Here is a 23,554-nt window from a genome sequence, read left to right on the forward strand (position 1 = left end):
GTCCGGAAACGCAAAAAGTGCCGGTCGAGACGAATCTCGACCGGCACTCTGTGAGTGTCCGAGGGGGGACTTGAACCCCCACGCCCGATAAAGGGCACTAGCACCTCAAGCTAGCGCGTCTGCCATTCCGCCACCCGGACAAGGTGTGCATCGCTTGGCGCGGGGCGTTCCCCGCGGCGACACCTCAACAATACCAAGGTTTCGGAGTGGCTTTCACCTGCGTATCGGGCCGCCCCGGACGGGGCCGGACCTCCTACTTCTTGATGCCGATGCCCTTCGGGTTCAGGTGGGCGATGTGGCCGCTCTCCGTGCCGGCCGACGGGTCGATCACGCAGTCGATGAGCGCCGGGCCGCCGGAGGCGATCGCCTCGGTGAGGGCGGCCGTGATCTCGGCGGGGGTGGTGGCGCGGTAGCCCTTGCCGCCGAAGGACTCGATCATCTGGTCGTGGCGGGCGGCGCTCATGAGGGTGGTGGGGGCGGGAAGGCCCGCGATGGTCTCGTCGCCCTTGTAGACGCCGCCGTTGTTCATGATCACGGTGACGACGGGGAGGTTGTAGCGACAGATCGTCTCCAGCTCCATGCCGCTGAAGCCGAAGGCGCTGTCGCCCTCGATGGCGACCACGGGCGCTCCGCCGCTCTCGACCGCTGCCGCGATCGCGTAACCCATGCCGATGCCCATGACGCCCCAGGTGCCGGAGTCGAGGCGGCGGCGCGGGTGGTGCATGTCGATGACGTTGCGGGCGATGTCGAGGGTGTTGGCGCCCTCGTTGACGATGTACGTCTCCGGGTGCTGGTGGACGACGTCGCGGACGGCCTTGAGCGCGCCCATGAACTGCATGGGGTGCGGGTCGGCCTCCAGGCGCTTCGCCATCTTGGCGACGTTCTGGGCGGAACGGTCGCCAAGCTCCTCGCGCCAGGCCGTGGGGGCCGTGATCTGGCCGGGCTTGGTGCGGTCGGCGAGCTGGTCGAGGACGGATTCGATGTCGCCGACGAGCGGGGCCGCGATCGGCTGGTTGGAGTCCATCTCCTTGGCCTCGATGTCGACCTGAATGAACTTGGCGTCCGGGTTCCAGCCGCGTTCGCCGTGGTTGAGCAGCCAGTTGAGGCGGGCGCCGACCAGCATGACGACGTCGGCCTTCTTCAGGGCGAGGGAACGGGCCGTGGCCGCCGACTGCGGGTGGTCGTCGCGGAGCAGGCCCTTCGCCATCGACATCGGTACGTAGGGGATGCCCGTCGATTCGATGAGGTGGCGGACCTTGTCGTCCGCCTGTGCGTAGGCCGCGCCCTTGCCGAGGACGATCAGGGGGCGTTCCGCGTTCTCCAGGAGGTCGATCGCGCGGTCCACCGCTTCGGGGGCGGGCAGCTGGCGCGGTGCCGGGTCGACCAGGCGGGAGAGGGTTCGCGCGCCCTCGTCCTTGTCCATGACCGCGCCGAGGACCGCCGCCGGGATGTCGAGGTAGACGCCGCCGGGGCGGCCGGAGACCGCGGTGCGCAGGGCGCGGGCGATGCCGCGGCCGATGTCCTCGACGCGGCTGACGCGGTAGGCGGCCTTCACGAAGGGCTGGGCGGCGGCGAGCTGGTCCATCTCCTCGTAGTCGCCCTGCTTGAGGTCGACGAGGTGGCGCTCGCTGGAGCCGGAGATCTGCACCATCGGGAAGCAGTTGGTGGTGGCGTTGGCGAGGGCGACCAGGCCGTTGAGGAAGCCGGGGGCCGAGACGGTGAGGGCGATGCCGGGCTTCTTGGTGAGGTAGCCGGCGATCGCGGCGGCGTGGCCCGCGTTGGACTCGTGACGGAAGCCGATGTAGCGGATTCCCTCGGCCTGCGCGAGGCGAGCCAGGTCGGTGATGGGGATGCCGACCAGGCCGTAGATGGTGTCGACGTCGTTCTTCTTCAGGGCGTCGACGACGAGGTGGTAGCCGTCGGTGAGCTCGGCCGGCGCATCGGCTCCTGCCGCGGCCTCGGCGGTTCGGTCAGCGGTCGAGTCAGCGGTCATGATCCGAGTTCCTCCTTGGACGGGTCTCCTGTTCACACCTTCGGCAGGCTTCGGCCTCCCGTCCAAGACCCATCGGCTTCCAGGCGATAAATGGCGTCTATCGAGAGTCAAGCGCGTACCAAATCCCCTGCTGGGGCTGGGCGTTCGGCCTTCATAAGCGGTTGCTATCGGGTGTTCGTGAGTGCGTATTGGACGTGCGCGGCCGCTGACCGCACGCTCGCTGGTGAGGGGAGGTGGAAGGGATGGCCACGTCGGCCCTGACCGTCACGGGACTCGCCGATCTCCTCGACCGGCAGACGCGTGTGCGGCCACACGCTCCCGCGCTCGTCGTCACCGGCCGGAGTGCAGAGGAGCGGACACCCCTGTCGTACGAGGCGTTGGGCGCGCTCGCGGACCGGGAGGCGGAGCGGTTCGCCGCGGCGGGTCTGCGGCCCGGTGATGTGCTCGGGCTCGTCGCGGGCAACACCGTCGACTTCGTGGCCGCGCTGCTCGGTGCGGCCCGCGCGGGGGTGGTGGCCGCTCCCCTGGATCCGGCGCTTTCGGATGCTGAACTGCGCCTGCGGGTAAGGGCGTTGGGCGCGGAAGCCGTGTTCGACGCCGACGGGATCACGGGCGTCGGTGGCGGGCGACGTAGGGGGGCGGAGGACGCGCTCGTCCTGTTCACCGCTGGTGCCACGGGCCGCGCCCGCATGGTGTCGCTCACGCACGCCAACGTGGCGGCGTCCGTCAACACCTTCTGTGCCACCTACGCGTTGGGGCCAGAGGACGCGACCGTCGCGGTGATGCCGTTCTTCCACGGGCACGGGCTTTTCGCCTCGCTGCTGTCCACGCTCGCCAGTGGGGGGTGTGTGCTGCTGCCCGCGGGCGGGAGGTTCTCGGCGGAGACGTTCTGGGCGGATCTGCGGGCGGCGGGGGCGAGTTGGTTCACGGCGGCGCCGTCGATCCATGAGGCGCTGCTCGACCGGTCCTCGGAGACCGGCGACCTGGGCGCGCCGCCTCCGCTGCGTTTCGTACGCAGTTGTGGCGCGCCGCTCAACGCCGCGAGCCAGCGGGCCCTTGAGCGGATGTTCGGGGCGCCGCTGCTGTCCGCGTACGGGATGACCGAGGCATCGCACCAGATCGCCAGCGAGCCGCTTCCGGAGCGCGGGCCGCTCAAGCACGGCACGGTGGGGCGGGCGACGGGGGTGCGGCTGCGCGTCGTCGACCAGGACGGGAGGGTGTGTCCGGCCGGGGTGCGGGGGGAGGTGTGGGTGTCGGGGCCGACCGTCGCGGGTGAGGGGTGGTTGCGCACCGGGGATCTGGGGTCGCTCGACGAGGACGGGTATCTGTCGTTGACCGGGCGGATCGAGAGCCTCATCGTGCGGGGCGGGCGGAAGATCTCGCCCGAGTACGTGGAGGACGTGCTTGCCGGGTGTCCGGCGGTGGCGGAGGCGGCGGTGTTCGCGGTGGCGGGGCGGGTCGATGCGGTGGTGGTCTTGCGGGGTGAGGAGGGCGGGAGTCCTTCGGAGATTCTGCGGTATTGCCGGGGGCGGTTGGCCGCGGTCGCGGTGCCGGATCGGGTCGTGCTTGTGGCGGCGTTGCCGCGGACGGCGCAGGGTGGGTTGGATCGGTTGGCGGTGCGGGAGCGGTACGGGTGAGTTGGCGGGCGGGGTGGTTGACGTCGCGGGGCTCTGCCCCGGGCCCCGCGCCTCAATCGCCGGCGGGGCTTCAAAAGATCGGGGATTTGCCGGCCTCTGCTGCCGAGCGCGTCAAAAGATCGGGGCTCCGCCCCGGACCCCGCTGCTCAATCGCCGCAGGGGCTTGAACTTCCCACCCGGCCCGGGACCCTCCGGCCGAAGACCTCGTCCAGGTTCAGTGCCGTCGCCGCGCTCACGAACGCTCTCGCCGCCACCGAGCCCGGCGTTCCCGCGTGGATCGCCACCGAGACCTGGGCGCCGGCCTCCGGGTCGATCAGCGGCAGCGCTCTCGTGCGGCCGACCACGGGCATCGCGCGCAGCCATGTGTGGGGCACGACGCTCGCCCATTCGCCGCCGCCCACATGTGCGTACAGGGAGGCTATGGAGTCGGTCTCGACCTGGGGGGTGACCTCCAGGCCCTTGTTGGCGAAGACCTTGTCGATGTTCTGGCGGATGCGCATGTCGGGCGTCAGCAGCGCCAGGGGCAGTTGCGCCGCGTCCGCCCAAGTGAGGCTTTCCGTACGGGACTTGAACTGGTCGTCGGAGACCAGGAGCATGTAGCGCTCCTGGTAGAGGGGGACCACTTGCAGGCCCTCCTGGTCGTCCGGGTCGAAGTGGGCGATCGCCACGTCGAGTTCGAAGTCGCGGAGCTGGCGGTGGAGCTCCTTCGTGGAGAGGCGGGAGCGGACCTGGACCTTCGCCAAGGGGTGCGCCGAGCAGAACGCGCCCACCGGGAGGGCGAGGGTCGTGGACGCCGTGGGGTCGGTGCCGAGGCGAAGGGTGCCGGTGATGCCCGACTGGACTGCGGCGACCTCGGCCTTGAACGCGTCCTGCTCGGCGAGGATCCGTTTCGCCCACACCACCAGGCGCTCGCCCTCCGGGGTGAGGCCCTGGTAGTTGTGGCCGCGGTTGATCAGCGTGACGTTCAGCTCGCGCTCCAGCTTGGCTATCGCCGCGGAGAGCGCGGGCTGCGAGACGTAGCAGGACTCGGCGGCGCGTGCGAAGTGGCGCTCGCGGGCCACCGCCACGAAGTACTCCAACTGCCGGAACAGCATGTACGTCTCCTCTGCCACGTGATCTTCATCAGTAGCGTGCTACGGCGACACGGTGCGTGCCAATAGGTCGGTCGCCGCGTGGATGGCACGCAGCGTGGGTGCCTCGGCGCCGGTGATGTCGGCCATCTCGACGACCGCCGTCACGATGGCGTCCAGTTCCAGCTGTTTGCCCGCTTCCAGGTCCTGGAGCATGGATGTCTTGTGGGCGCCTACACCCTCGGCGCCGCGCAGCCGCTTCTCGATGGAGATCGCGGGCGTCGAGCCGACCCGGGCGGCGATGTCGAGGATCTCCTCCATGACACGGGCGACCATGGCATGGGTCAGTGGGTGCTGACACATGTCGACCATGGTGGCCCGGGTCAGCGCGCTGATCGGGTTGAAGGCCGCGTTGCCCATCAGCTTGATCCAGATGTCGTCGCGCAGGTTCCGCTCCACGGGGCACTTGAGGCCGCCCGCGATCATGGCCTCGCTCAGGTCCGTACAGCGTCGCGAGATGCTGCCGTCCGGCTCTCCGATGGAGAACCTGGTGCCTTCCAAGTGCCGTATGACGCCCGGCGATTCGATGACCGTGGCGGGATACACCACGCAGCCGATCGCGCGCTCGGGCGGCAGCACCTTGCTCGTCGCGCCGCCCGGGTCGACGGCCTCGATGCGACGGCCCTCGTACGGTCCCGCCAGCCGGTGGAAGTACCACCACGGGATGCCGTTCTGCCCGGCCACGAGCGCGGTGTGCTCGCCGAGCAGCGGCGCGACGAGCGAACCGCACGAGGGGTACGAGTGTGCCTTGAGGCCGAGGAACACATAGTCCACGGGGCCGATCTCGTTCGGGTCGTCGGTGGCGTGCGGGTGGGCGGTGAAGTCGCCGCGCGGGCTGAGCACGCGGACGCCTTCGGCCTGGATGGCGCGCAGATGGTCCCTGCGGGCGACGAGGTGCACGTCCGCGCCGCCGCGGTGCAGGGCCGCGCCCACGTACGCGCCGATGGCTCCGGCGCCGACAACTGCGATCTTCATCGTGGTGCCTCCTGGATTCGAGGGTGTGGAGGTACGCACATGTCGCCGGCCGCGCGCCGCACAGCACACGGAACGGACGACATGGGGAATCAGTGGGTACGAGTGGGCGCGGCCGCCGCGCGTGCCCTGTCGCGCGGCGGCCGCTGGGAAGGTGGCCGGGAGGACGGTGTCAGCGCATGAGCTTCACGGCCGCGACCACGAGCGGGTCGAGCCCCTCCGCTCCGTCGTCCACGAGCACGTAGAGCCGCTCCCGCATCCTCGGGTCCCAGAACCTGGTGAGGTGTCCCGCGATCGCCTCCGCCGCGGCCGCTCCCGGCAGATGTCCCTGGTGCGCGGCGATGTCGTTCGCCATCCGGCGCTCCGCCGGGACGGTGTGTGCCATGTCAGTCCACCACCGTGACGAGTTCGTCCGCCGCCTCGCGAGCGGCCTCCGCATCGGCCTCCGCCTCGGCCTTCGGTGCGAGACCCACCTGCACGGCTGTCACCTTGTACTCCGGGCAGTTGGTCGCCCAGTCGGAGTTCTCCGTCGTCACCACGTTCGCGCCCGTCACCGGGTGGTGGAAGGTCGTGTAGACGACGCCCGGTGGCATCCGGTCGGAGATCTGCGCGTGCAGGGACGTGGCGCCGACGCGGCTGGAGAGTGTGACCAGGTCGCCGTCGGTGATGCCGCGCTCCTCCGCGTCGTGCGGGTGCACCTCCAGAATGTCCTCGGGGTGCCAGGCGACGTTGCCGGTGCGGCGGGTCTGCGCGCCGACGTTGTACTGGCTGAGGATGCGGCCCGTGGTGAGGACCAGCGGGAAGCGTCGGGTGCTGCGTTCGTTGGTGGGTACGTACGAGGTGACAACGAACTTGCCCTTGCCGCGCGTGAACGCGTCGACGTGCATGGTGGGTGTGCCCTCGGGGGCCTCCTCGTTGCACGGCCACTGGATGCTGCCGAGCTTGTCGATGAGGTCGAAGGAGACACCCGCGAAGGTCGGGGTGACCGACGCGATCTCGTCCATGATCTGCGAGGGGTGGTCGTAGTCCATGGCGTAGCCCATGGCGGTGGCGATCTCGCACACGATCTGCCACTCGTGCTTGCCCGCCTTGGGCGGCATCACCGACCGCACGCGGTTGACGCGCCGTTCGGCGTTGGTGAATGTGCCGTCCTTCTCCAGGAAGGAGGCGCCGGGCAGGAAGACGTGGGCGAACTTCGCCGTCTCGTTGAGGAACAGGTCCTGGACCACGACGAGTTCCATGGCTTCGAGGGCCGCCGTGACGTGCTGGAGGTTGGGGTCCGACTGCGCGATGTCCTCGCCGTGCACGAACAGGCCGCGGAAGTCCCCGTCGATGGCCGCGTCGAACATGTTGGGGATGCGCAGGCCCGGTTCCGGCAGCAGCTCCCGGCCCCACAGGTTCTCGAAGACGCCGCGCACCGCGTCGTCGGAGATGTGCCGGTAGCCGGGCAGCTCGTGCGGGAAGGAGCCCATGTCGCAGGAGCCCTGTACGTTGTTCTGCCCGCGAAGAGGGTTCACACCTACGCCATCGCGGCCGATGTTTCCGCAGGCCATCGCAAGGTTGGCCATTCCCATGACCATCGTCGAGCCCTGGCTGTGCTCGGTGACACCGAGGCCGTAGTAGATCGCGCCGTTGTCCGCGGACGCGTAGAGGCGGGCCGCCGCGCGCAGTTCGGCGGCCGGTACGCCGCTGATCTCCTCCGTCGCCTCGGGGCTGTTCTCGGGGCGGGCCACGAACTCGGCCCACTCCTCGTACCCCTCGCAGCGATCCGCGACGAAGTCCGCGTCGGTGAGGCCCTCGGTGACGACGACGTGCGCCATCGCGTTGACGACGGCGACGTTGGTGCTGGGGCGCAGCTGGAGGTGGTGCCGCGCCTCGATGTGCGGGGTGCGCACCAGGTCGATGCGGCGCGGGTCGACGACGATCAGCTCGGCGCCCTCGCGCAGCCGGCGTTTCATCCGCGACGCGAACACCGGGTGTCCGTCGGTGGGGTTGGCGCCGATGACCATGATGACGTCGGCCTCGGCGACGGAGCGGAAGTCCTGGGTGCCGGCCGATTCGCCGAAGGTCTGCTTGAGGCCGTAGCCGGTGGGTGAGTGGCAGACGCGGGCGCAGGTGTCGACGTTGTTGTTGCCGAAGGCGGCGCGGACCATCTTCTGGACGACGTACACCTCTTCGTTGGTGCAGCGTGACGAGGAGATGGCACCGATGGCGCCCGCACCGTACCGGCCCTGGATCTCGCGGAAGCGGCGTGCGACCGTGCCGATCGCCTCGTCCCACTCGACCTCGCGCCACGGGTCGGTGATCTTGTCGCGGACCATGGGCTTGAGCTTGCGGTCGGGGTGGGTGGCGTAGCCGAAGGCGAAGCGGCCCTTGACGCAGGAGTGGCCCTCGTTGGCGCCGCCGTCCTTGTGGGGGACCATGCGGACGACTTCGTCGCCGCGCAGCTCGGCCTTGAACGAGCATCCGACACCGCAGTACGCACAGGTGGTGATCACGGAGCGCGTCGGCATGCCGAGGTCAACTACCGACTTCTCTTGGAGAGTTGACGTCGGGCAGGCCTGGACGCAGGAGCCGCAGGACACGCACTCGGAGTCCATGAACGACTCCCCCGCCCCCGCCGACACCTTCGAGTCGAAGCCGCGCCCCTCGATGGTCAGCGCGAACGTCCCCTGCACCTCGTCGCAGGCGCGCACGCAGCGCGAGCAGGCGATGCACTTGGACGGGTCGAAGTCGAAGTACGGGTTGGAGGTGTCCTTCTCGGCGTCGAGGTGGTTGGCACCCTCGTAGCCGTAGCGGACCTGCCGCAGGCCCACCACTCCTGCCATGTCCTGGAGTTCGCAGTCACCATTGGCGGGGCAGGTGAGGCAGTCGAGGGGGTGGTCGGAGATGTACAGCTCCATGACACCCTGGCGGAGCTTGGCCACCTTCGGTGTCTGCGTCTTCACGGACATGCCGTCGGTGCACGGCGTCGTACAGGACGCGGGGGTGCCGCGCCGGCCGTCGATCTCGACGACGCACAGCCGGCAGGAGCCGAAGGCCTCCAGGCTGTCGGTGGCGCACAGCTTCGGTACGTCGATGCCGGCCTCGGCGGCCGCCCGCATCACGGACGTGCCCTCGGGGACGGTGACCTGCTGTCCGTCGATCTCCACCGAGACCGTGGCCGCTCCGGGGCGCTGTGGAGTGCCGAAGTCGGGTTCCTTCAGAAGCGTCATGCCTGGCCCTCCGTTCGAGTGTTGCCCCGCTGTACGGGGTGGATCTCCAGGAGCCGGCGGTCGCCGCGTGCGACGAAGTCGTCGGCGAAGTGCGCGAGCGCGCTGCGTACGGGCATCGGCGTCAGACCGCCCATCGCACACAGTGAACCATCGGTCATCAGCTCGCACAGGTCCTCCAGCAGCGCGAGATTCTCGTCCCGCTGCTCACCTGCCACGATCCGGTCGATGACCTCGACGCCGCGCACCGAACCGACCCGGCAGGGAGTGCATTTGCCGCAGGACTCCTCGGCACAGAACTCCATCGCGAAGCGGGCCTGCGCCGCCATGTCCACAGTGTCGTCGAAGACGACGACGCCGCCGTGCCCGAGCATCGCCCCGGCCTCGGCGAGCGCCTCGTAGTCCATCGGCAGGTCGAGCCGCTCCTCGGGCAGATACGCGCCGAGCGGCCCGCCCACCTGCACGGCGCGCACGGGGCGGCCGCTGAGTGTGCCGCCGCCGTAGTCCTCGATCAGCTCGCGCAGGGTGATGCCGAAGGCTGTCTCGACGATGCCGCCGCGCTTGATGTTGCCGGCGAGCTGGAAGACCTGGGTGCCGCGGGAGCGGCCGACACCGAGGTCCTGGTACGCCTTGGCACCGTCGGCGAGGACGACGGGGACGGTGGTGAGGGTGAGGACGTTGTTCACCACGGTCGGCTTGCCGAACAGGCCCTCGATGGCCGGGATCGGGGGTTTCGGGCGGACCATGCCGCGCTTGCCCTCCAGGCTCTCCAGCATGGAGGTCTCCTCGCCGCAGATGTACGCGCCGGCGCCGACGCGGATGTGCAGGTCGAAGTCGAGCGACGTGCCGAGGATGCCGGTGCCGAGCCAGCCGCGCCCGCGCGCGATGTCGATCGCGGCACCCATCGTGGCGATGGCGTCGGGGTATTCGGAGCGGATGTAGAGGTAGCCCTCGCGGGCGCCGACGGCGTGAGCGGCGATCGTCATGCCCTCGATGAGGAGGAACGGGTCGCCCTCCATGACCATGCGGTCGGCGAAGGTGCCGCTGTCGCCTTCGTCGGCGTTGCAGCAGATGAACTTGAGTCCGTCGGGGCCGGTCTCGCAGTCGAGGACCGTCTTCCATTTGATGCCCGCGGGGAAACCCGCGCCGCCGCGGCCGCGCAGGCCGGAGTCGGTGACCTCGGTGACGACGTCGGCGGGTGCCATCTCCAGGGCCGCGCGCAACCCTTGCAGGCCGCCGTGGGTCTCGTAGTCCTCGGGTGACAGCGGGTCGGTGATGCCGACGCGGGCGAAGGTGACACGGTTCTGGCGTGCCAGCCATGGGAGTTGGTCGACCGGGCCGAGCCGCAGCGGGTGGTCCGCGCCGTCGAGCATTCCGGCGGCGAGGAGGCCAGGGACGTCGTCGGGGGTGACGGGGCCGTAACCGATGCGGCCCTCGGGGGTCACGACCTCGACGAGGGGTTCGAGCCAGAGGAGTCCGCGGGAGCCGTTGCGGACGATGTCCACGCCCAACTCACCCTCGATCGCCGCGAGTTGGAGTTGATGCGCCACCTCATCGGCGCCGACGGATCGGGCCGCCGCGTCACGCGGAACGTAGACAGTCGTCATGTTTCCGGAAGTCACCTCTCACACCGTCCCGTTGAGGATCGCGCCGAGCCGGGCCGGGGTCACGCGCCCGTGCAGGCGTCCGTTCGCCTCCACCGAGGGGCCGAGCGCGCAGTTGCCGAGGCAGAAGACCTGCTCGACGGTGACACTTCCGTCGGCGCTCGTCTCGCCGACCGTCAGGCCCGACTCCCGTACGTGGTTCACCAGGCGGTCGGCGCCCAGGGCCTGGCAGGCCTCGGCGCGGCAGATGCGGACGGTGGAGCGGCCCGCGGGCTCACCGCGGAAGTCGTGGTAGAAGGTCACCACTCCGTGGATGTCGGCCCGCGAGAGGTTGAACTCGTCGGCGAGGACGGGGATCGCCTCCTGCGGTACGCACCCCAACTCGGCTTGCACGGCGTGGAGTACGGGCAGCAGCGCGCCGCGTTCGCCACGGTGCGCGGACGCCGCCCTCCTGACCACGCTCTCGACCGACACGTCCGTCCCGCTGGTCGTCATGATCGCTCCGCCTTCCGTCATGCGGGCCTCCGACGCGGGTGCCAGAGACCCCAGCACTACCCCATACAGACTTCTGTATACAGAAGCCCGGTGTAAAGGAGCGGGACGAAATCGAGCGGAGCCGATCGACCGACTTCCGTACACCGGGCCGATGTTCACGAGGCCACGAGCACGGCCCCCTCGCCCGACACGACGTCCGTCGCGGCGGACAGTTCGGTCAGCCACGGCAGCACGAGGTCCCGCACGAGCCGCTCGCCGTCCCCGTCCTCCCCGAGCAGGGCCGAGGCGGGCACGCGCACGGGGTCGGCGCAGACCGTCGAGGTCGCGCTGCCGCTCGGTCCAGGGCCCGCCGCCCGGGCCGGCACGTACAGATCGGGGGCGTGGGCCGGTACCAGCCACAGGCTGCATCCGCCCGGCACGGTCCCGGTCGGACCGCTCGACCAGACGTAGCTGTCGGCCTCGCCCGCGGCGACCACTTGGCGCTTACGGCCGCGGAGGGTGACGACCTCGCCGGTTCGGCGCGCCGCCGAATCGGGTCCGTCCGCGTCCAGGGCGAGCGAGCACAGATGGCGCCCGGCGGCGATCTCGGCGCGTACCCAGGCGCCCCCGCACGCCTCGACGACGGCCACCGCAGCGTAGTGCGAGCGGAGCACGGTCGCGGCGGCCGGGCAGACGCGCGCGACGTGCTCCACGACTTCGACGGCCTCTGCCAACCCCCTTCCACCTCCGCCGAGTTCGGGGGTGACGGTGAGCCCGAGCAGGCCGGCGCGGCCGAGCGCGGTGACGCCGGACCGGGGGAACCTGCCTTGCGTGCGGGCCGGTTCGCCGCCGGATGCGACAGCGCCGGTCAGGACGTGAGCGAGTGCGGTGCGGTACGACACGGGGCGACCCCCTCGTGAGCGACATATGAAGCGTTACATGAACTGCACTGATACGGCGCCGAGTTGGAAGCCACCTATTGCGCCTTGATCTCCCGCAACCGCCCCGTCCGTACGTCGAAGACGAATCCGCGGACGGCGTCGGTGTGCGGCAGGAAGGGCGATGTGCGCACCTTCCGCAGGGACTGCCGCACATCCTGGTCGACGTCGGTGAAGCCCTCCACGGCCCACGTCGGCCGCTGCCCCACCTCACGTTCCAGCTCGTGCCGGAACTCCTCGGTCAGCGACTCCAGGCCACAGCCGGTGTGGTGGATCAGCACCACGCTGCGGGTGCCGAGCGCGCGCTGGCTGATGGCCAGCGAGCGGATGGTGTCGTCGGTGACCACACCGCCCGCGTTGCGGATGGTGTGGCAGTCGCCGAGTTCCAGTCCGAGCGCGGCGTGCAGGTCGATCCGGGCGTCCATGCAGGCGACGACGGCCACCTCAAGGACCGGCCGGGCGTCCATGCCGGGATCGGCGAACGCGGCGGCGTAGCGTTCGTTCGCCTCGACGAGGCGGTCGACCACGGAGCCGTCCATCTCAGATGACACCTTGCTCGGCGAGCTGCGCCAACTCCGCCGCGTCAAGACCGAGTTCGTCGGCGTAGATGTCACTGTTGTGCTCGCCCAGGAGCGGGGAGCCGGAGATGGTGGTCGGTGAGTCGGAGAGCTTGAGCGGGTTGCCGACCGTCGTGTACGAGCCTCGTCGGGGGTGCTCGACCTCGACGACCATGTCGTTGGCCACAAGGGATGAGTCCTCGATGATCTCCTTGGTGGAGAGGATCGGGCCGCAGGGGATGTTGTGGGCGTTGAGCTGGTCCAGGACCTCCCACTTGGGGAGCGTCGAGGACCACTCCTCGATCAGCTGGAACATCTTGCCCAGCTTCGGAAGGCGTGCCTCCGGGGTCGACCACTCCGGGTCGTCCGCCATCTCCGGTCGGCCTATCAGCTCGGCCATCGGCTTCCAGCCCACCGGCTGGACGATGACGTAGACGTAGTCGTTGGGTCCGCCGGGTGCGCACTTGACGGCCCAGCCGGGCTGTCCACCGCCGGAGGCGTTGCCGGAACGCGGCACCTCGTCGCCGAAGTCCTCGTTCGGGTACTCGGCCAACGGCCCGTGCGTCAGGCGCTGTTGGTCGCGCAGCTTCACGCGGCACAGGTTGAGCACCGCGTGCTGCATGGCGACATTGACCCGCTGCCCACGGCCCGTGCTCTCGCGCTGGAACAGCGCCGCGAGAATGCCGGCGGCGGTGTGGATTCCCGTGCCCGAGTCACCGATCTGCGCCCCCGTGGCCGTCGGCGGTCCGTCCTCGAAGCCGGTGGTGGCCATCGAGCCGCCCATGGCCTGCGCCACGACCTCGTACGCCTTGAAGTTGGTGTACGGGCCGTCGCCGAAGCCCTTGATGGAGGCGTAGATGATGCGGGGGTTGATCTCCTGGATGCGGTCCCAGGTGAAGCCCATCCGGTCGACGGCACCGGGGCCGAAGTTCTCCACCATGACGTCCGAGCGGCGGATCAGCTCCGTGAGGATCTCCTTGCCGCGCTCGCTCTTGGTGTTCAGGGTGATGCTCCGCTTATTGGAGTTGAGCATCGTGAAGTAAAGGGAGTCGACGTCCGGGATGTCACGCAGTTGCTTGCGTGTGATGTCACCGGTCGGCGCCTCCAGCTTGACGACGTCCGCACCCAGCCACGCCAGCAACTGCGTTGCCGACGGGCCGGATTGAACGTGCGTCATGTCGAGGACACGCACGCCCTCAAGAGCCTTGGTCATGATCGACACCCCACCTCTCGTTGGTCCGTTCGGAGTTAGAAGGTCGGCGCAGATATCACTCTTCATACAGTATTCGTCGACTGTATGCAATCGTTGAGGGCAGCATTCGCCCACCCCCGGAGGCGCGGGCGGCTACCTCGCCCGCTGGTGGTACGACGTGCGCGTGTGCTCGGTGTGCGCCCGCATGACCTTCGCCGCCCGGACCTCGTCCCGGTCCGCGAGCGCCGCGATCAGCTCGCGGTGCTCGGCCCACGACTGGTGGCCGCGCTGCCGCGCCACCGGCGTGTAGTACCAGCGCACCCGCCGGTCGACCTGCGCGGCCAGCTCCGCGAGGACCTCATTCGCCGCCAACTCCATGACGGAGCCGTGCAGTTGCGCGTTGAGCGCCACCGCCGCCTCCACGTCGTCCGCCGCGACCGCCCGCTCCCCCGCCTCGCACAGCTCCTCCAGCGCAGCGACGGCGGCGGCATCGACCTTTCCCGCGGCGAGCCGCACCGCCTCGGTCTCCAACAGCTGGCGGACCCTCAGCAACTGGTCCGCCTCGTCCTCGGTCGGCTCGTGCACGAACGCGCCCTGCGCCGGCCGCAGATCGACCCACCCCTCGGTACTGAGCCGCTGCAACGCCTCCCGTACGGGCTGCCTCGACACCCCGAGCTGCGCCGCGAGTTCCGTCTCGACGAGGTGTGCGCCGGGCGGCAGGGTGCGCGTGATGATGAGTTCGAGGAGCGCGCCGTAGACCCGCTCGCGCAGCGGCCCCGGCCGGTCCAGCTTGGGCACCGCACCCTGCGGCAGTCCTGCGGTCGGCAACATCGGGGCCCCTTCCGTCCTGCGTCCACGGTGTCTCAACCCCCGCTTCTCGCACGGGGATTGTCGTAGTTCTTGCCGAGGGCTATCCCAGCCTGTACACAGTATCCGGTCGACACATCGTGTGCGCGGGGCGGGCGAGAACTCGCCCCGCGGCACGGCGGCGGGGTCCAGCCGCGGCGGGGAGCGCCCCCTGCGCCGCGCGGGACCCCGCCGCAGCTGTGTCAGGGCATCAGGTGGTACTCGGGGAAGTTGCCCGGCAGCCGCTCCCCCGACGGCCCTTCGGTGACCGCGCGGACCAGGAGCTCGCCACCCACGAACGCGCCGCGCCACGACGCCCCGAACCCGCCGAACAACTCGTCCCGGTCCCCGCGCGAACGCGGCTTTCCATGGCCGACCTTGAACGCCCGGACCTGCGGCGCGAGACGCTCGTACGTCGCCTCGTCGTCGGTGGACAGGGTGGCGACGAGGGCGCCGTTGGACGCGTTCATCGCCGCGAGGAGTTCCGCCTCCGTGTCGACGAGCACGATGGTGTCGACCGGGCCGAACGGCTCGGCGTGGTGCAGCGGCGAGGACGGCGGCGGCCCGAGCAGTGTCACCGGATGCACGTACGCGCTGGTGTCCTGGCCCGGCAGGAACAGCGCCGGGTCCGCCGTGGAGCGGTGCAGCGGGACGGCCCCGCGGTCGATCGCCTCCGCGACCTGGTCGTGCAGCTCCTTCGCCTTCGCCGCGTTGATCAGCGGCCCGAAGTCCAGTGCCGGGTACGGGTCTTCGGGGTGCTCGACGGCCAGCGGGTGGCCGACGCGCAGGGTGCGTACGGCGGGCAGGTACGCGGCGAGGAAGTCGTCGAAGGCCTCGCGCTGCACGACGAACCGGGGGTAGGCGGTGCAGCGCTGCTTCCCGTAGTCGAAGAGCTTGGGGATCGCCGCCGTCAGCTTGTCCCAGTCGGTGAAGTTCCAGATGCCCCAGGTGTTGAGGCCCTCCTGCTCCAGGATGTGCCGCTTGCCGAGGTCGGCGACGTCGGTGGCGACCGCAGCACCCGTGTCCCGGCCGCCGACGAAGGACACGCAGCCGATCTCCGGCGCCCGCACGAGCGCCTCGGAGAGCTGCCCGCCGCTGCCGCTGACGAGGGTCACCGGGATGCCCTCGCGGGCGGCCAGCGCGCAGGCGAGGGTGAGACACGAGACACCGCCGTCGGTCGGTGTCTTGGCGATGACCGCGTTGCCGGCCAGCGCCTGGACCAGCATGGCGTGCACGAGCACGCTCATCGGGTAGTTCCAGCTGGCGATGTTCGACACGGGCCCGGCCAGCGGGGTGCGCTCGCCGAGGATGTCGTCGATGCCGTCGACGTACCAGCGGACGCCGTCGATGGCACGGTCCACGTCGGCCTGCGCGATCCGCCACGGCTTGCCGATCTCCCAGACCAGGAGCAGGGCGAGGAGTTCGCGGTGCTGGGTGAGGGCGTCGAGCGTCGCGGCGACGCGGGCGCGCCGCTCGGGAAGCGGGATGTGCCGCCAGGCGCGGTGCTGGTCGAGGGAGGCGCGGACGGCCTGGTGGGCGGTGTCGGCGTCGAGGCGGGGCGGGCCCGCGATGGGGCTGCCGTCGATGGGGCTGGTGGCGGGCAGGGCGCGGCCGTCGGCCTGCCAGGCGCCGTTCCACAGGTTCAGGACGCGGTCGTCGCGGAAGGCCTCGGGGGCGACGGCGAGGCAGCGCTGCCAGGCGTCGGACCAGGAGGTGTTCGCTTTGAGGGTGGTTGCCATGGTGGTGTGTCTCCGCTCACGGTGCACAGTCGGGGCGGGGTACTTGATGGCTGGTGGTGCTGTGGACGGGAGGTGCCCAGCGGACACCTCCCGTATGCCAAAGGACGTACGTAGATGGCCAGTTGGCGCCTATGAGAAGCGTCACTGCCCGTCGGCGAGGCGGTCCAGAACGAGCCGCGCCGTCTCCGTCGGCGTGGCGCCGACGTTGACGCCGACCGCTTCGAGCGCCTCCTTCTTGGCCGCTGCCGTACCCGAGGACCCGGAGACTATGGCGCCGGCGTGGCCCATCGTCTTGCCCTCGGGCGCGGTGAATCCGGCGATGTAGCCGACGACGGGCTTGGTGACGTGCTCGCGGATGTGTGCCGCGGCCCGTTCCTCCGCGTCGCCGCCGATCTCCCCGATGAGCACGATGAGTTCGGTCTCGGGGTCGGCCTCGAACGCTTCGAGGCAGTCGATGTGCGTGGTGCCGATGACGGGGTCGCCGCCGATGCCCACACACGTCGAGAAGCCGATGTCGCGCAGCTCGTACATGAGTTGGTAGGTGAGGGTGCCGGACTTGGAGACGAGTCCGATGCGGCCCGGCTTGGTGATGTCGGCGGGGATGATGCCCGCGTTCGAGGCGCCGGGCGAGATGAGGCCCGGGCAGTTGGGGCCGATGACGCGGGTGCCCCGCTGCTTCGCGTACGCCTGGAAGGTCACGGCGTCGTGCACCGGGATGCCCTCCGTGATGACGACGGCGAGCGGGATGCCCGCGTCGGCCGCCTCGGTCACGGCGTCCTTGGCGAAGGCGGGCGGCACGAAGACGACGGTGACATCGGCTCCGGTGGCCGCCATGCCTTCCGCGACGCCGCCGAAGACCGGGACGTCGCGCCCTTCGAGGTCGATACTGCGCCCGGCCTTGCGGGGGTTGACGCCGCCGACGATGTTCGTGCCCGCCTGGAGCATGCGGCGGGTGTGCTTCATGCCCTCGGCGCCGGTCATGCCCTGGACGAGGACCTTGCTCTCGTGGGTCAGGTAGATGGCCATGTCCCGGCTCCTTAAAGGGGGTTGGGGGCGAGGGCGAGTTCGGCGGCCCGGCGGGCGGCGCCGTCCATGGTGGTGGCCTGCACGACCAGCGGGTGCGCGCGCTCTTCGAGGATGGTCCGGCCGCGCGCGGCGTTGTTGCCGTCGAGGCGGACGACGAGCGGCTTGGTCAGCTGGACGTGCTCCAGGGCCAAGGCGATGCCATCGGCGACCGCGTCGCAGGCGGTGATGCCGCCGAAGACGTTGACGAAGACGGACTTCACGGCCGGGTCGGAGAGGATGACGTCGAGCCCGTCCGCCATGATCTGGGCGGAGGCGCCGCCGCCGATGTCGAGGAAGTTGGCGGGCTTCGCGCCGCAGCCCGCGACCACGTCGAGGGTGGACATGACGAGCCCGGCGCCGTTGCCGATGATGCCGACCTCGCCGTCGAGCTTCACGTAGTTGAGCCCCTTTGCTGCCGCCCGGGCCTCCAGCGGTTCCTCGTGCGTGGCTTCCCGCTCTCCCCAACGGGCGTTGCGGAAACGGGCGTTGTCGTCGAGTGTCACCTTGCCGTCGAGCGCGAGGATCTGTCCCTGCGCGGTGCGCACGAGCGGGTTCACCTCGACGAGCAGGGCGTCCTCGCGGGTGAGGACGTCCCAGAGGCGTACGAGGACGTCGACGGTCTGCGGTGGGAGCCCGGCCGCCTCGGCGATGCGGGCCCCGACGGCGGAGGTGACACCGACGGCCGGGTCGATGGGGATCCGGGCCACGGCCTCGGGCCGGGTGGCGGCGACCTCCTCGATATCCATGCCGCCTTCCGCGGAGGCGATGGCGAGGAAGGTGCCGGCCGCGCGGTCGAGGACGTAGGAGACGTAGAACTCGCTGTCGATGTCGACCGGTTGGGCCAGCATCACCCTTCGTACGGTGTGGCCCTTGATGTCCATGCCGAGGATCTGGCGCGCCGTCAGTTCGGCGGCGGCCGGGTCCGCGGCGAGCTTGACGCCGCCCGCCTTGCCGCGCCCGCCCGTCTTGACCTGCGCCTTGACGACGACGCGGCCGCCGAGTCGGCGCGCGAACTCGCGTGCCTCCTTGGCGGATTCGGTGACCTCGGCCCGCGGGACGGGGATGCCGTGCTCCGCGAACAGGTCCCTCGCTTGGTGTTCGTACAGGTCCATTTTGCGGCTCCTGTCTCAGTTCCTGCTTCAGCCCCTGTTTCGGCTACGGAAAGGAAAAGTGCTGCACGCCCCCTGGACACCACCCACTCAATGCGGGATACCAGTTTTCATACAGTATTCGGCGACTGTATGCAATGTACGAGCCGCCGGTTGACCGACCGTGGACCAGTAGCGAGGTGAGTCGTTCGTGACCAAGGCACTCGAGGGTGTGCGCGTCCTGGACATGACCCATGTCCAGTCAGGCCCATCCGCCACGCAGATGCTGGCGTGGCTGGGTGCGGACGTCGTCAAGCTGGAGGCGCCGACCGGTGACATCACACGCAAGCAACTGCGTGACATCCCGGACGTCGACTCCCTCTACTTCACGATGCTCAACTGCAACAAGCGGAGCATCACCCTGAACACCAAGACGGAGCGCGGCAAGGAGCTGCTGACCGAACTGATCCGCCGCTCCGACGTGCTGGTGGAGAACTTCGGCCCCGGCGCCGTCGACCGGATGGGCTTCACCTGGGACCGCATCCAGGAGATCAACCCCCGCATCATCTACGCCTCCATCAAAGGCTTCGGCGACGGCCCCTACACCAACTTCAAGGCGTACGAGGTCGTCGCCCAGGCCATGGGCGGCTCGATGGCCACCACCGGCTTCGAGGACGGACCGCCGCTCGCGACCGGCGCGCAGATCGGCGACTCCGGCACCGGCATCCACACCGTCGCCGGCATCCTCGCCGCCCTGTTCCAGCGCGAGAACACCGGACGCGGGCAGCGCGTCAATGTCGCCATGCAGCACGCGGTTCTCAACCTGTGCCGCGTGAAGCTGCGCGACCAACAGCGCCTGACACACGGGCCGTTGGCCGAGTACCCAAACGAGGACTTCGGCGACGAGGTCCCCCGCTCCGGCAACGCCTCCGGCGGTGGACAGCCCGGCTGGGCCGTCAAGTGCGCACCCGGGGGACCCAACGACTACGTCTACGTCATCGTCCAGCCCGTCGGCTGGAAGCCGCTCACCGAGCTGATCGGGCGGCCCGAACTCGCCGAGGACGCCGACTGGGCCACGCCCGAGGCGCGGCTTCCGAAGCTGAACAAGATGTTCCAGCTGATCGAGGAGTGGTCCTCGACGCTCCCCAAGTGGGAGGTCCTGGACCAGCTCAACGCCCACAACATCCCCTGCGGCCCGATCCTCTCCACCAAGGAGATCATCGAGGACCAGTCGCTGGTGGCCAACGAGATGGTCGTCGAAGTGCCGCATTCGGGACGCGGCTCGTTCAAGACCGTCGGTTCCCCTCTCAAGCTCTCCGACTCCCCCGTCGACGTCACCTCCTCCCCGCTGCTCGGCGAGCACAACGCGGAGGTCTTCATCGGTGAACTCGGCCTCGGGGACGAAGAGTTGCGTCTGCTCAAGTCGAACGGAGTGATCTGATTGATGGCCGAGGAACGTGAGCTCAAGGTACGGGCGCTGCTCGACACCGTACGGGCCGAGGGACGTACAGCGCTCACCGCGCCCGAGGGGAAGGTGATCGCCGACGCGTACGGCATCGCCGTCCCCGGCGAGGAGCTCGCGACCGATGCCGACCAGGCGGTGACCGCCGCGGCCCGCTTCGGCGGACCCGTGGTCCTCAAGATCGTGTCGCCCGACATCCTGCACAAGACCGACGCCGGCGGCGTCATCGTCGGGGTGGAGGGCGAGGCCGCCGTACGGGAGGCGTACCAGCGGATCGTCGACAACGCGCGGGCGTACGCGGCCGATGCCCACATCACCGGCATCCAGGTCCAGGAACTGCTGCCCACCGGGCCCGACACCCAGGAGGTCATCGTCGGGTCCGTCACCGACCCGACCTTCGGCAAGATCGTCGCCTTCGGGCTCGGCGGCGTACTCGTCGAGGTGCTCAAGGATGTCACCTTCCGGCTCGCGCCGGTGACGCCGGACGAGTCCCTCGACATGCTCGACTCGATCAAGGCCGCGGAGGTGCTGCGCGGAGTGCGCGGCGCCAAGGGCGTCGACAGGGAGGCACTGGCCGAGCAGATCCGCCGAGTGTCCCAACTGGTCACGGAATTCCCCGAGATAGCCGAGGTCGACCTCAACCCGGTGATCGCGACCCCGAAGGGCGCGCTCGCCGCCGACATCCGCGTCATCCTCGCCGAGGGCGCGCCGAAGCAGCGGCGCACCTACAGCCGCGAGGAGATCCTGGTCTCCATGCGGCGGCTGATGCAGCCGTCGTCCATCACCGTGATCGGCGCGTCCAACGAGCAGGGCAAGATCGGCAATTCGGTGATGCGCAACCTCATCGACGGCGGCTTCTCCGGAGAGATCCACCCGGTGAACCCGAAGGCCGACGACATCCTTGGCCGCAAGGCGTACAAGAGTGTCACGGACGTGCCCGGCGACGTGGACGTGGCGATCTTCGCGATCCCCGCCAAGTTCGTGGCGTCCGCCCTGGAGGAGGTCGGCCGCAAGGGCATCCCGAACGCGGTCCTCATCCCCTCCGGGTTCGCCGAGACCGGCGAGCACGAGCTCCAGGACGAGATCGTGGCCATCGCCGAGCGCTACGGCACCCGCCTCCTCGGGCCGAACATCTACGGCTACTACTCGACGTGGCAGGACCTGTGCGCCACGTTCTGCACGCCGTACGACGTGAAGGGCGGCGTCGCCCTCACCAGCCAGTCCGGTGGCATCGGCATGGCCATCCTGGGCTTCGCGCGCACCACGAAGACGGGTGTCTCGGCGATCGTCGGGCTCGGCAACAAGTCGGACCTCGACGAGGACGACCTGCTCACGTGGTTCGGCGAGGACCCCAACACCGACTGCATCGCGATGCACTTGGAGGACCTCAAGGACGGGCGCGCGTTCGTGACGGCCGCGCGCGAGACCGTGCCCAAGAAGCCGGTCGTCGTCCTGAAGGCGGGGCGTACGGCGGCGGGCGCCAAGGCGGCCGGTTCGCACACGGGCGCGCTCGCGGGCGACGACGCCGTGTACGACGACATCCTCAAGCAGGCCGGTGTCATCAGGGCGCCGGGCCTCAACGACATGCTGGAGTACGCGCGGGCGCTGCCGGTGCTTCCGACGCCCAAGGGCGACAACGTCGTGATCATCACCGGGGCCGGTGGCTCGGGTGTGCTGCTCTCGGACGCCGTGATGGACAACGGGCTCGAACTGATGGAGATCCCGGCCGACTTGGACGCGGCGTTCCGGAAGTTCATCCCGCCTTTCGGCGCCGCGGGCAACCCCGTCGACATCACGGGCGGCGAACCCCCGTCGACGTACGAGGCGACGATCCGGCTCGGTCTTGAGGATCCGCGGATCCATTCGCTGGTGCTCGGCTACTGGCACACCATCGTCACCCCGCCCATGGTGTTCGCGGAGGTGACGGCGCGCGTCGTCCAGGAGTTCCGGGAGCGCGGGATCGAGAAGCCCGTGGTGGCCTCGCTGGCCGGCGACGTCGAGGTCGAGGAGGCGTGCCAGTACCTCTTCGACCGGGGTGTCGTCGCGTACCCGTACACGACGGAGAAGCCCGTCGCGGTGCTCGGCGCGAAGTACAAGTGGGCCCGCGCGGCAGGGAAGTTGGGGGGCGGTCGATGACGTAGTCGACCTGCGGGTCCGGTCGGCGGTGTGCGCCGACCGGACCCAGGACCCGTGCGCACACGAAAGAAATGTGGACAGGGGGCGCTGCCCAGATCTTTCGACGCAAGGGAAACGATCGACATGACAACAACCGATCTGCCGAGTTCCGTCCCCTACAGGGAGGTGACGGACGCCAACGGCCGGATGTACCGCGTTGGCGAGAGCGACATCGACATCATGGGTCGCGGGCGCAAGTGGATGGTCATCCTGCCCTGGGTGGGCATGATGGGCATCTCGTCAGCGGAGTACGCGTTCGCGTCCGCCGAGGACACCCTGCACACCGCACACCATTGGGACAGCGGACACATCTTCTGGATGATGACCGTCTGGGTGTTCTTCCAGGCGGCCGTGGCCATGCCCGCGGGCAGGCTGCGCGAGAGCGGCAAACTGCCGGCCCGCTGGGCCATGATGCTCGGCGCCGTGGGCACGTTCCTCGGCTATCTGTCGCTGGCCTTCGCACCGCATGTCATCGTCGCCTACATCGGCTTCAGTGTCTTCAGCGGTATGGGCGCCGGCATGGTGTACGCGACCTGCGTCAACATGGTCGGCAAGTGGTACCCGGAGCGCAGGGGCGGCAAGACCGGATTCGTCAACGGCGGCTTCGCCTACGGGTCCGTGCCGTTCGTGTTCCTGTTCACCGGGTTCATGGACCTGACCAACTTCCGCTGGGTGCTGGTCTCGGTGGGTGTCCTGCTCGCCGCGATGGTCGCCGTAGCGGGCTCCTTCTTCAAGGACCCGCCGAAGAACTGGTGGCCGGCGAACATCGACCCGCTCAACCCTCCGGAGGACCCGCGGGCCCGCCGGTCGCTGGAGAAGAACCCGCCGGCCGTCAAGCAGTACACCCCCATGGAGGCATGGAAGACCGGTCGGGTCGCGCTGATGTGGTTCTGCCTGGCCTGTACGTCGGGTGTGAACATCTTCGGCATCGCCTTCCAGGTCGACATCGGCAAGGAAGCGGGCTTCGCGGGCGGCATCGTGGCCACCGCGATGTCACTCAAGGCGGTCGTGAACGGCACCGGTCGTGGTGTCATCGGCTGGCTCTCCGACCGGTACGGCCGCAAGCAGTGTCTGCTGGCGGTCTGCGTCATCCTGGGCCTCGCCCAGTTCGGCATCATCTGGTCGGCGTCGGAGCAGATGCTCGCGATGTTCCTGGTCTTCTCCGCGATCTCCGGATTCGGCGGTGGCGCGATCTTCCCGATGTTCGCGGCCCTGACCGCGGACTACTTCGGTGAGAACAACAACGCCACCAACTACGGCATGGTCTACAGCTCAAAGCTCGTCTCAGGGCTGGGCGCGGGCATGGGGTCCGTCGTCGTCGGTGCCTGGGGACACTCGGGAGCGTTCATCCTGGCCGGCTGCATCTCGTTCTTCGCCGGCTTCGTGGCCATCTTCCTGTCCCCGCCCGGTAGGCCCAAGAAGCGTGGGGTCCACCCCAACCCACACCCCCTTGGTGAGGAGATGGCTTGA

General features: G+C 69.5%; 18 protein-coding genes and 1 tRNA gene. 4 read left to right on the top strand and 15 right to left on the bottom strand.

Going from position 1 to position 23,554, the window contains the following annotated elements; translation table 11 throughout:
* Positions 1–55: 55 nt before the first annotated feature.
* Together ACFYWS_RS29670 and oxc are read right to left on the bottom strand one after the other, a co-directional pair.
* Positions 56–140 (bottom strand) — tRNA-Leu (locus ACFYWS_RS29670).
* A 113-nt stretch (positions 141–253) separates the two neighbouring features.
* The gene (oxc, locus tag ACFYWS_RS29675; RefSeq protein WP_389281492.1) at positions 254–1,993 is read right to left on the bottom strand and encodes an oxalyl-CoA decarboxylase; all 1,740 of its coding nucleotides are present in this window, start codon (positions 1,991–1,993) and stop codon (positions 254–256) included.
* A gap of 242 nt (positions 1,994–2,235) precedes the next feature.
* Here oxc and ACFYWS_RS29680 point away from each other — a divergent pair, with 242 nt between their 5' ends.
* Positions 2,236–3,630, top strand: coding sequence for an AMP-binding protein (locus tag ACFYWS_RS29680; RefSeq protein ID WP_389281493.1), 1,395 nt, complete (start codon positions 2,236–2,238; stop codon positions 3,628–3,630).
* Between the two features lie 146 nt (positions 3,631–3,776).
* Here the strand turns inward: ACFYWS_RS29680 and ACFYWS_RS29685 are convergent, their stop codons facing one another.
* The 13 genes from ACFYWS_RS29685 to sucC form a co-directional block, all read right to left on the bottom strand.
* Positions 3,777–4,724 carry a LysR family transcriptional regulator gene (locus ACFYWS_RS29685; protein ID WP_389281587.1) on the bottom strand — a complete coding sequence of 316 codons (948 nt, stop codon included), beginning with the start codon at positions 4,722–4,724 and terminating at the stop codon, positions 3,777–3,779.
* A 39-nt stretch (positions 4,725–4,763) separates the two neighbouring features.
* Positions 4,764–5,735: a 2-dehydropantoate 2-reductase gene (locus ACFYWS_RS29690; RefSeq protein WP_389281494.1), complete on the bottom strand. Its 972-nt coding sequence runs from the start codon at positions 5,733–5,735 to the stop codon at positions 4,764–4,766.
* Between the two features lie 169 nt (positions 5,736–5,904).
* Positions 5,905–6,117, bottom strand: a complete 213-nt coding sequence (locus ACFYWS_RS29695) for a formate dehydrogenase subunit delta (RefSeq protein ID WP_389281496.1) — start codon at positions 6,115–6,117, stop codon at positions 5,905–5,907.
* Between the two features lies 1 nt (position 6,118).
* On the bottom strand, positions 6,119–8,947 hold the full coding sequence (gene fdhF, locus ACFYWS_RS29700; protein ID WP_389281498.1) for a formate dehydrogenase subunit alpha: 2,829 nt from the start codon (positions 8,945–8,947) through the stop codon (positions 6,119–6,121).
* Complete coding sequence (locus ACFYWS_RS29705) at positions 8,944–10,551, bottom strand: formate dehydrogenase beta subunit (protein WP_389281500.1); 1,608 nt, start codon at positions 10,549–10,551, stop codon at positions 8,944–8,946. Before ACFYWS_RS29705 ends, fdhF begins: the two co-directional genes overlap by 4 nt.
* 18 nt (positions 10,552–10,569) lie before the next feature.
* The gene (locus ACFYWS_RS29710) at positions 10,570–11,064 is read right to left on the bottom strand and encodes an NAD(P)H-dependent oxidoreductase subunit E (protein WP_389281501.1); all 495 of its coding nucleotides are present in this window, start codon (positions 11,062–11,064) and stop codon (positions 10,570–10,572) included.
* Between the two features lie 134 nt (positions 11,065–11,198).
* Complete coding sequence (locus tag ACFYWS_RS29715) at positions 11,199–11,924, bottom strand: acyl-CoA dehydrogenase family protein (protein WP_389281503.1); 726 nt, start codon at positions 11,922–11,924, stop codon at positions 11,199–11,201.
* A gap of 74 nt (positions 11,925–11,998) precedes the next feature.
* Positions 11,999–12,499 carry a beta-class carbonic anhydrase gene (locus tag ACFYWS_RS29720; RefSeq protein ID WP_389281504.1) on the bottom strand — a complete coding sequence of 167 codons (501 nt, stop codon included), beginning with the start codon at positions 12,497–12,499 and terminating at the stop codon, positions 11,999–12,001.
* 1 nt (position 12,500) lies between these two features.
* The gene (frc, locus tag ACFYWS_RS29725) at positions 12,501–13,730 is read right to left on the bottom strand and encodes a formyl-CoA transferase (RefSeq protein ID WP_389281505.1); all 1,230 of its coding nucleotides are present in this window, start codon (positions 13,728–13,730) and stop codon (positions 12,501–12,503) included.
* Positions 13,731–13,862: 132 nt separating this feature from the next.
* On the bottom strand, positions 13,863–14,537 hold the full coding sequence (locus tag ACFYWS_RS29730) for a GntR family transcriptional regulator (protein ID WP_389281589.1): 675 nt from the start codon (positions 14,535–14,537) through the stop codon (positions 13,863–13,865).
* 221 nt (positions 14,538–14,758) lie between these two features.
* Positions 14,759–16,294, bottom strand: coding sequence for an aldehyde dehydrogenase family protein (locus ACFYWS_RS29735; RefSeq protein WP_389281506.1), 1,536 nt, complete (start codon positions 16,292–16,294; stop codon positions 14,759–14,761).
* A gap of 141 nt (positions 16,295–16,435) precedes the next feature.
* Complete coding sequence (gene sucD / locus ACFYWS_RS29740) at positions 16,436–17,320, bottom strand: succinate--CoA ligase subunit alpha (RefSeq protein ID WP_389281507.1); 885 nt, start codon at positions 17,318–17,320, stop codon at positions 16,436–16,438.
* Between the two features lie 11 nt (positions 17,321–17,331).
* Positions 17,332–18,471 carry an ADP-forming succinate--CoA ligase subunit beta gene (sucC, locus tag ACFYWS_RS29745; RefSeq protein ID WP_389281509.1) on the bottom strand — a complete coding sequence of 380 codons (1,140 nt, stop codon included), beginning with the start codon at positions 18,469–18,471 and terminating at the stop codon, positions 17,332–17,334.
* 187 nt (positions 18,472–18,658) lie between these two features.
* On the opposite strand from sucC, the gene frc (ACFYWS_RS29750) reads away from it, so the two are divergent.
* The 3 genes from frc (ACFYWS_RS29750) to ACFYWS_RS29760 all read left to right on the top strand — a co-directional run bounded on the left by frc (ACFYWS_RS29750) (position 18,659) and on the right by ACFYWS_RS29760 (position 23,554).
* Positions 18,659–19,888 carry a formyl-CoA transferase gene (gene frc / locus ACFYWS_RS29750; protein ID WP_389281511.1) on the top strand — a complete coding sequence of 410 codons (1,230 nt, stop codon included), beginning with the start codon at positions 18,659–18,661 and terminating at the stop codon, positions 19,886–19,888.
* A 3-nt stretch (positions 19,889–19,891) separates the two neighbouring features.
* Entirely contained in the window at positions 19,892–22,045 is a 2,154-nt protein-coding gene (locus ACFYWS_RS29755) for an acetate--CoA ligase family protein (protein ID WP_389281512.1), read from the top strand.
* A 123-nt stretch (positions 22,046–22,168) separates the two neighbouring features.
* Positions 22,169–23,554: an OFA family MFS transporter gene (locus ACFYWS_RS29760; protein ID WP_389281513.1), complete on the top strand. Its 1,386-nt coding sequence runs from the start codon at positions 22,169–22,171 to the stop codon at positions 23,552–23,554.

Origin of the sequence: Streptomyces sp. NPDC002795 (assembly GCF_042888725.1) — a bacterium.
GTDB lineage: Bacteria > Actinomycetota > Actinomycetes > Streptomycetales > Streptomycetaceae > Streptomyces.

Bases quoted from the DNA above. Each gene is read 5' to 3' on its own strand.
- oxc (WP_389281492.1), bottom strand. From the start codon at position 1,993: ATGACCGCTGACTCGACCGCTGACCGAACCGCCGAGGCCGCGGCAGGA.
- ACFYWS_RS29680 (WP_389281493.1), top strand. From the start codon at position 2,236: ATGGCCACGTCGGCCCTGACCGTCACGGGACTCGCCGATCTCCTCGAC.
- ACFYWS_RS29685 (WP_389281587.1), bottom strand. From the start codon at position 4,724: ATGCTGTTCCGGCAGTTGGAGTACTTCGTGGCGGTGGCCCGCGAGCGC.
- ACFYWS_RS29690 (WP_389281494.1), bottom strand. From the start codon at position 5,735: ATGAAGATCGCAGTTGTCGGCGCCGGAGCCATCGGCGCGTACGTGGGC.
- ACFYWS_RS29695 (WP_389281496.1), bottom strand. From the start codon at position 6,117: ATGGCACACACCGTCCCGGCGGAGCGCCGGATGGCGAACGACATCGCC.
- fdhF (WP_389281498.1), bottom strand. From the start codon at position 8,947: ATGACGCTTCTGAAGGAACCCGACTTCGGCACTCCACAGCGCCCCGGA.
- ACFYWS_RS29705 (WP_389281500.1), bottom strand. From the start codon at position 10,551: ATGACGACTGTCTACGTTCCGCGTGACGCGGCGGCCCGATCCGTCGGC.
- ACFYWS_RS29710 (WP_389281501.1), bottom strand. From the start codon at position 11,064: ATGACGGAAGGCGGAGCGATCATGACGACCAGCGGGACGGACGTGTCG.
- ACFYWS_RS29720 (WP_389281504.1), bottom strand. From the start codon at position 12,499: ATGGACGGCTCCGTGGTCGACCGCCTCGTCGAGGCGAACGAACGCTAC.
- frc (WP_389281505.1), bottom strand. From the start codon at position 13,730: ATGACCAAGGCTCTTGAGGGCGTGCGTGTCCTCGACATGACGCACGTT.
- ACFYWS_RS29735 (WP_389281506.1), bottom strand. From the start codon at position 16,294: ATGGCAACCACCCTCAAAGCGAACACCTCCTGGTCCGACGCCTGGCAG.
- sucD (WP_389281507.1), bottom strand. From the start codon at position 17,320: ATGGCCATCTACCTGACCCACGAGAGCAAGGTCCTCGTCCAGGGCATG.
- sucC (WP_389281509.1), bottom strand. From the start codon at position 18,471: ATGGACCTGTACGAACACCAAGCGAGGGACCTGTTCGCGGAGCACGGC.
- ACFYWS_RS29755 (WP_389281512.1), top strand. From the start codon at position 19,892: ATGGCCGAGGAACGTGAGCTCAAGGTACGGGCGCTGCTCGACACCGTA.
- ACFYWS_RS29760 (WP_389281513.1), top strand. From the start codon at position 22,169: ATGACAACAACCGATCTGCCGAGTTCCGTCCCCTACAGGGAGGTGACG.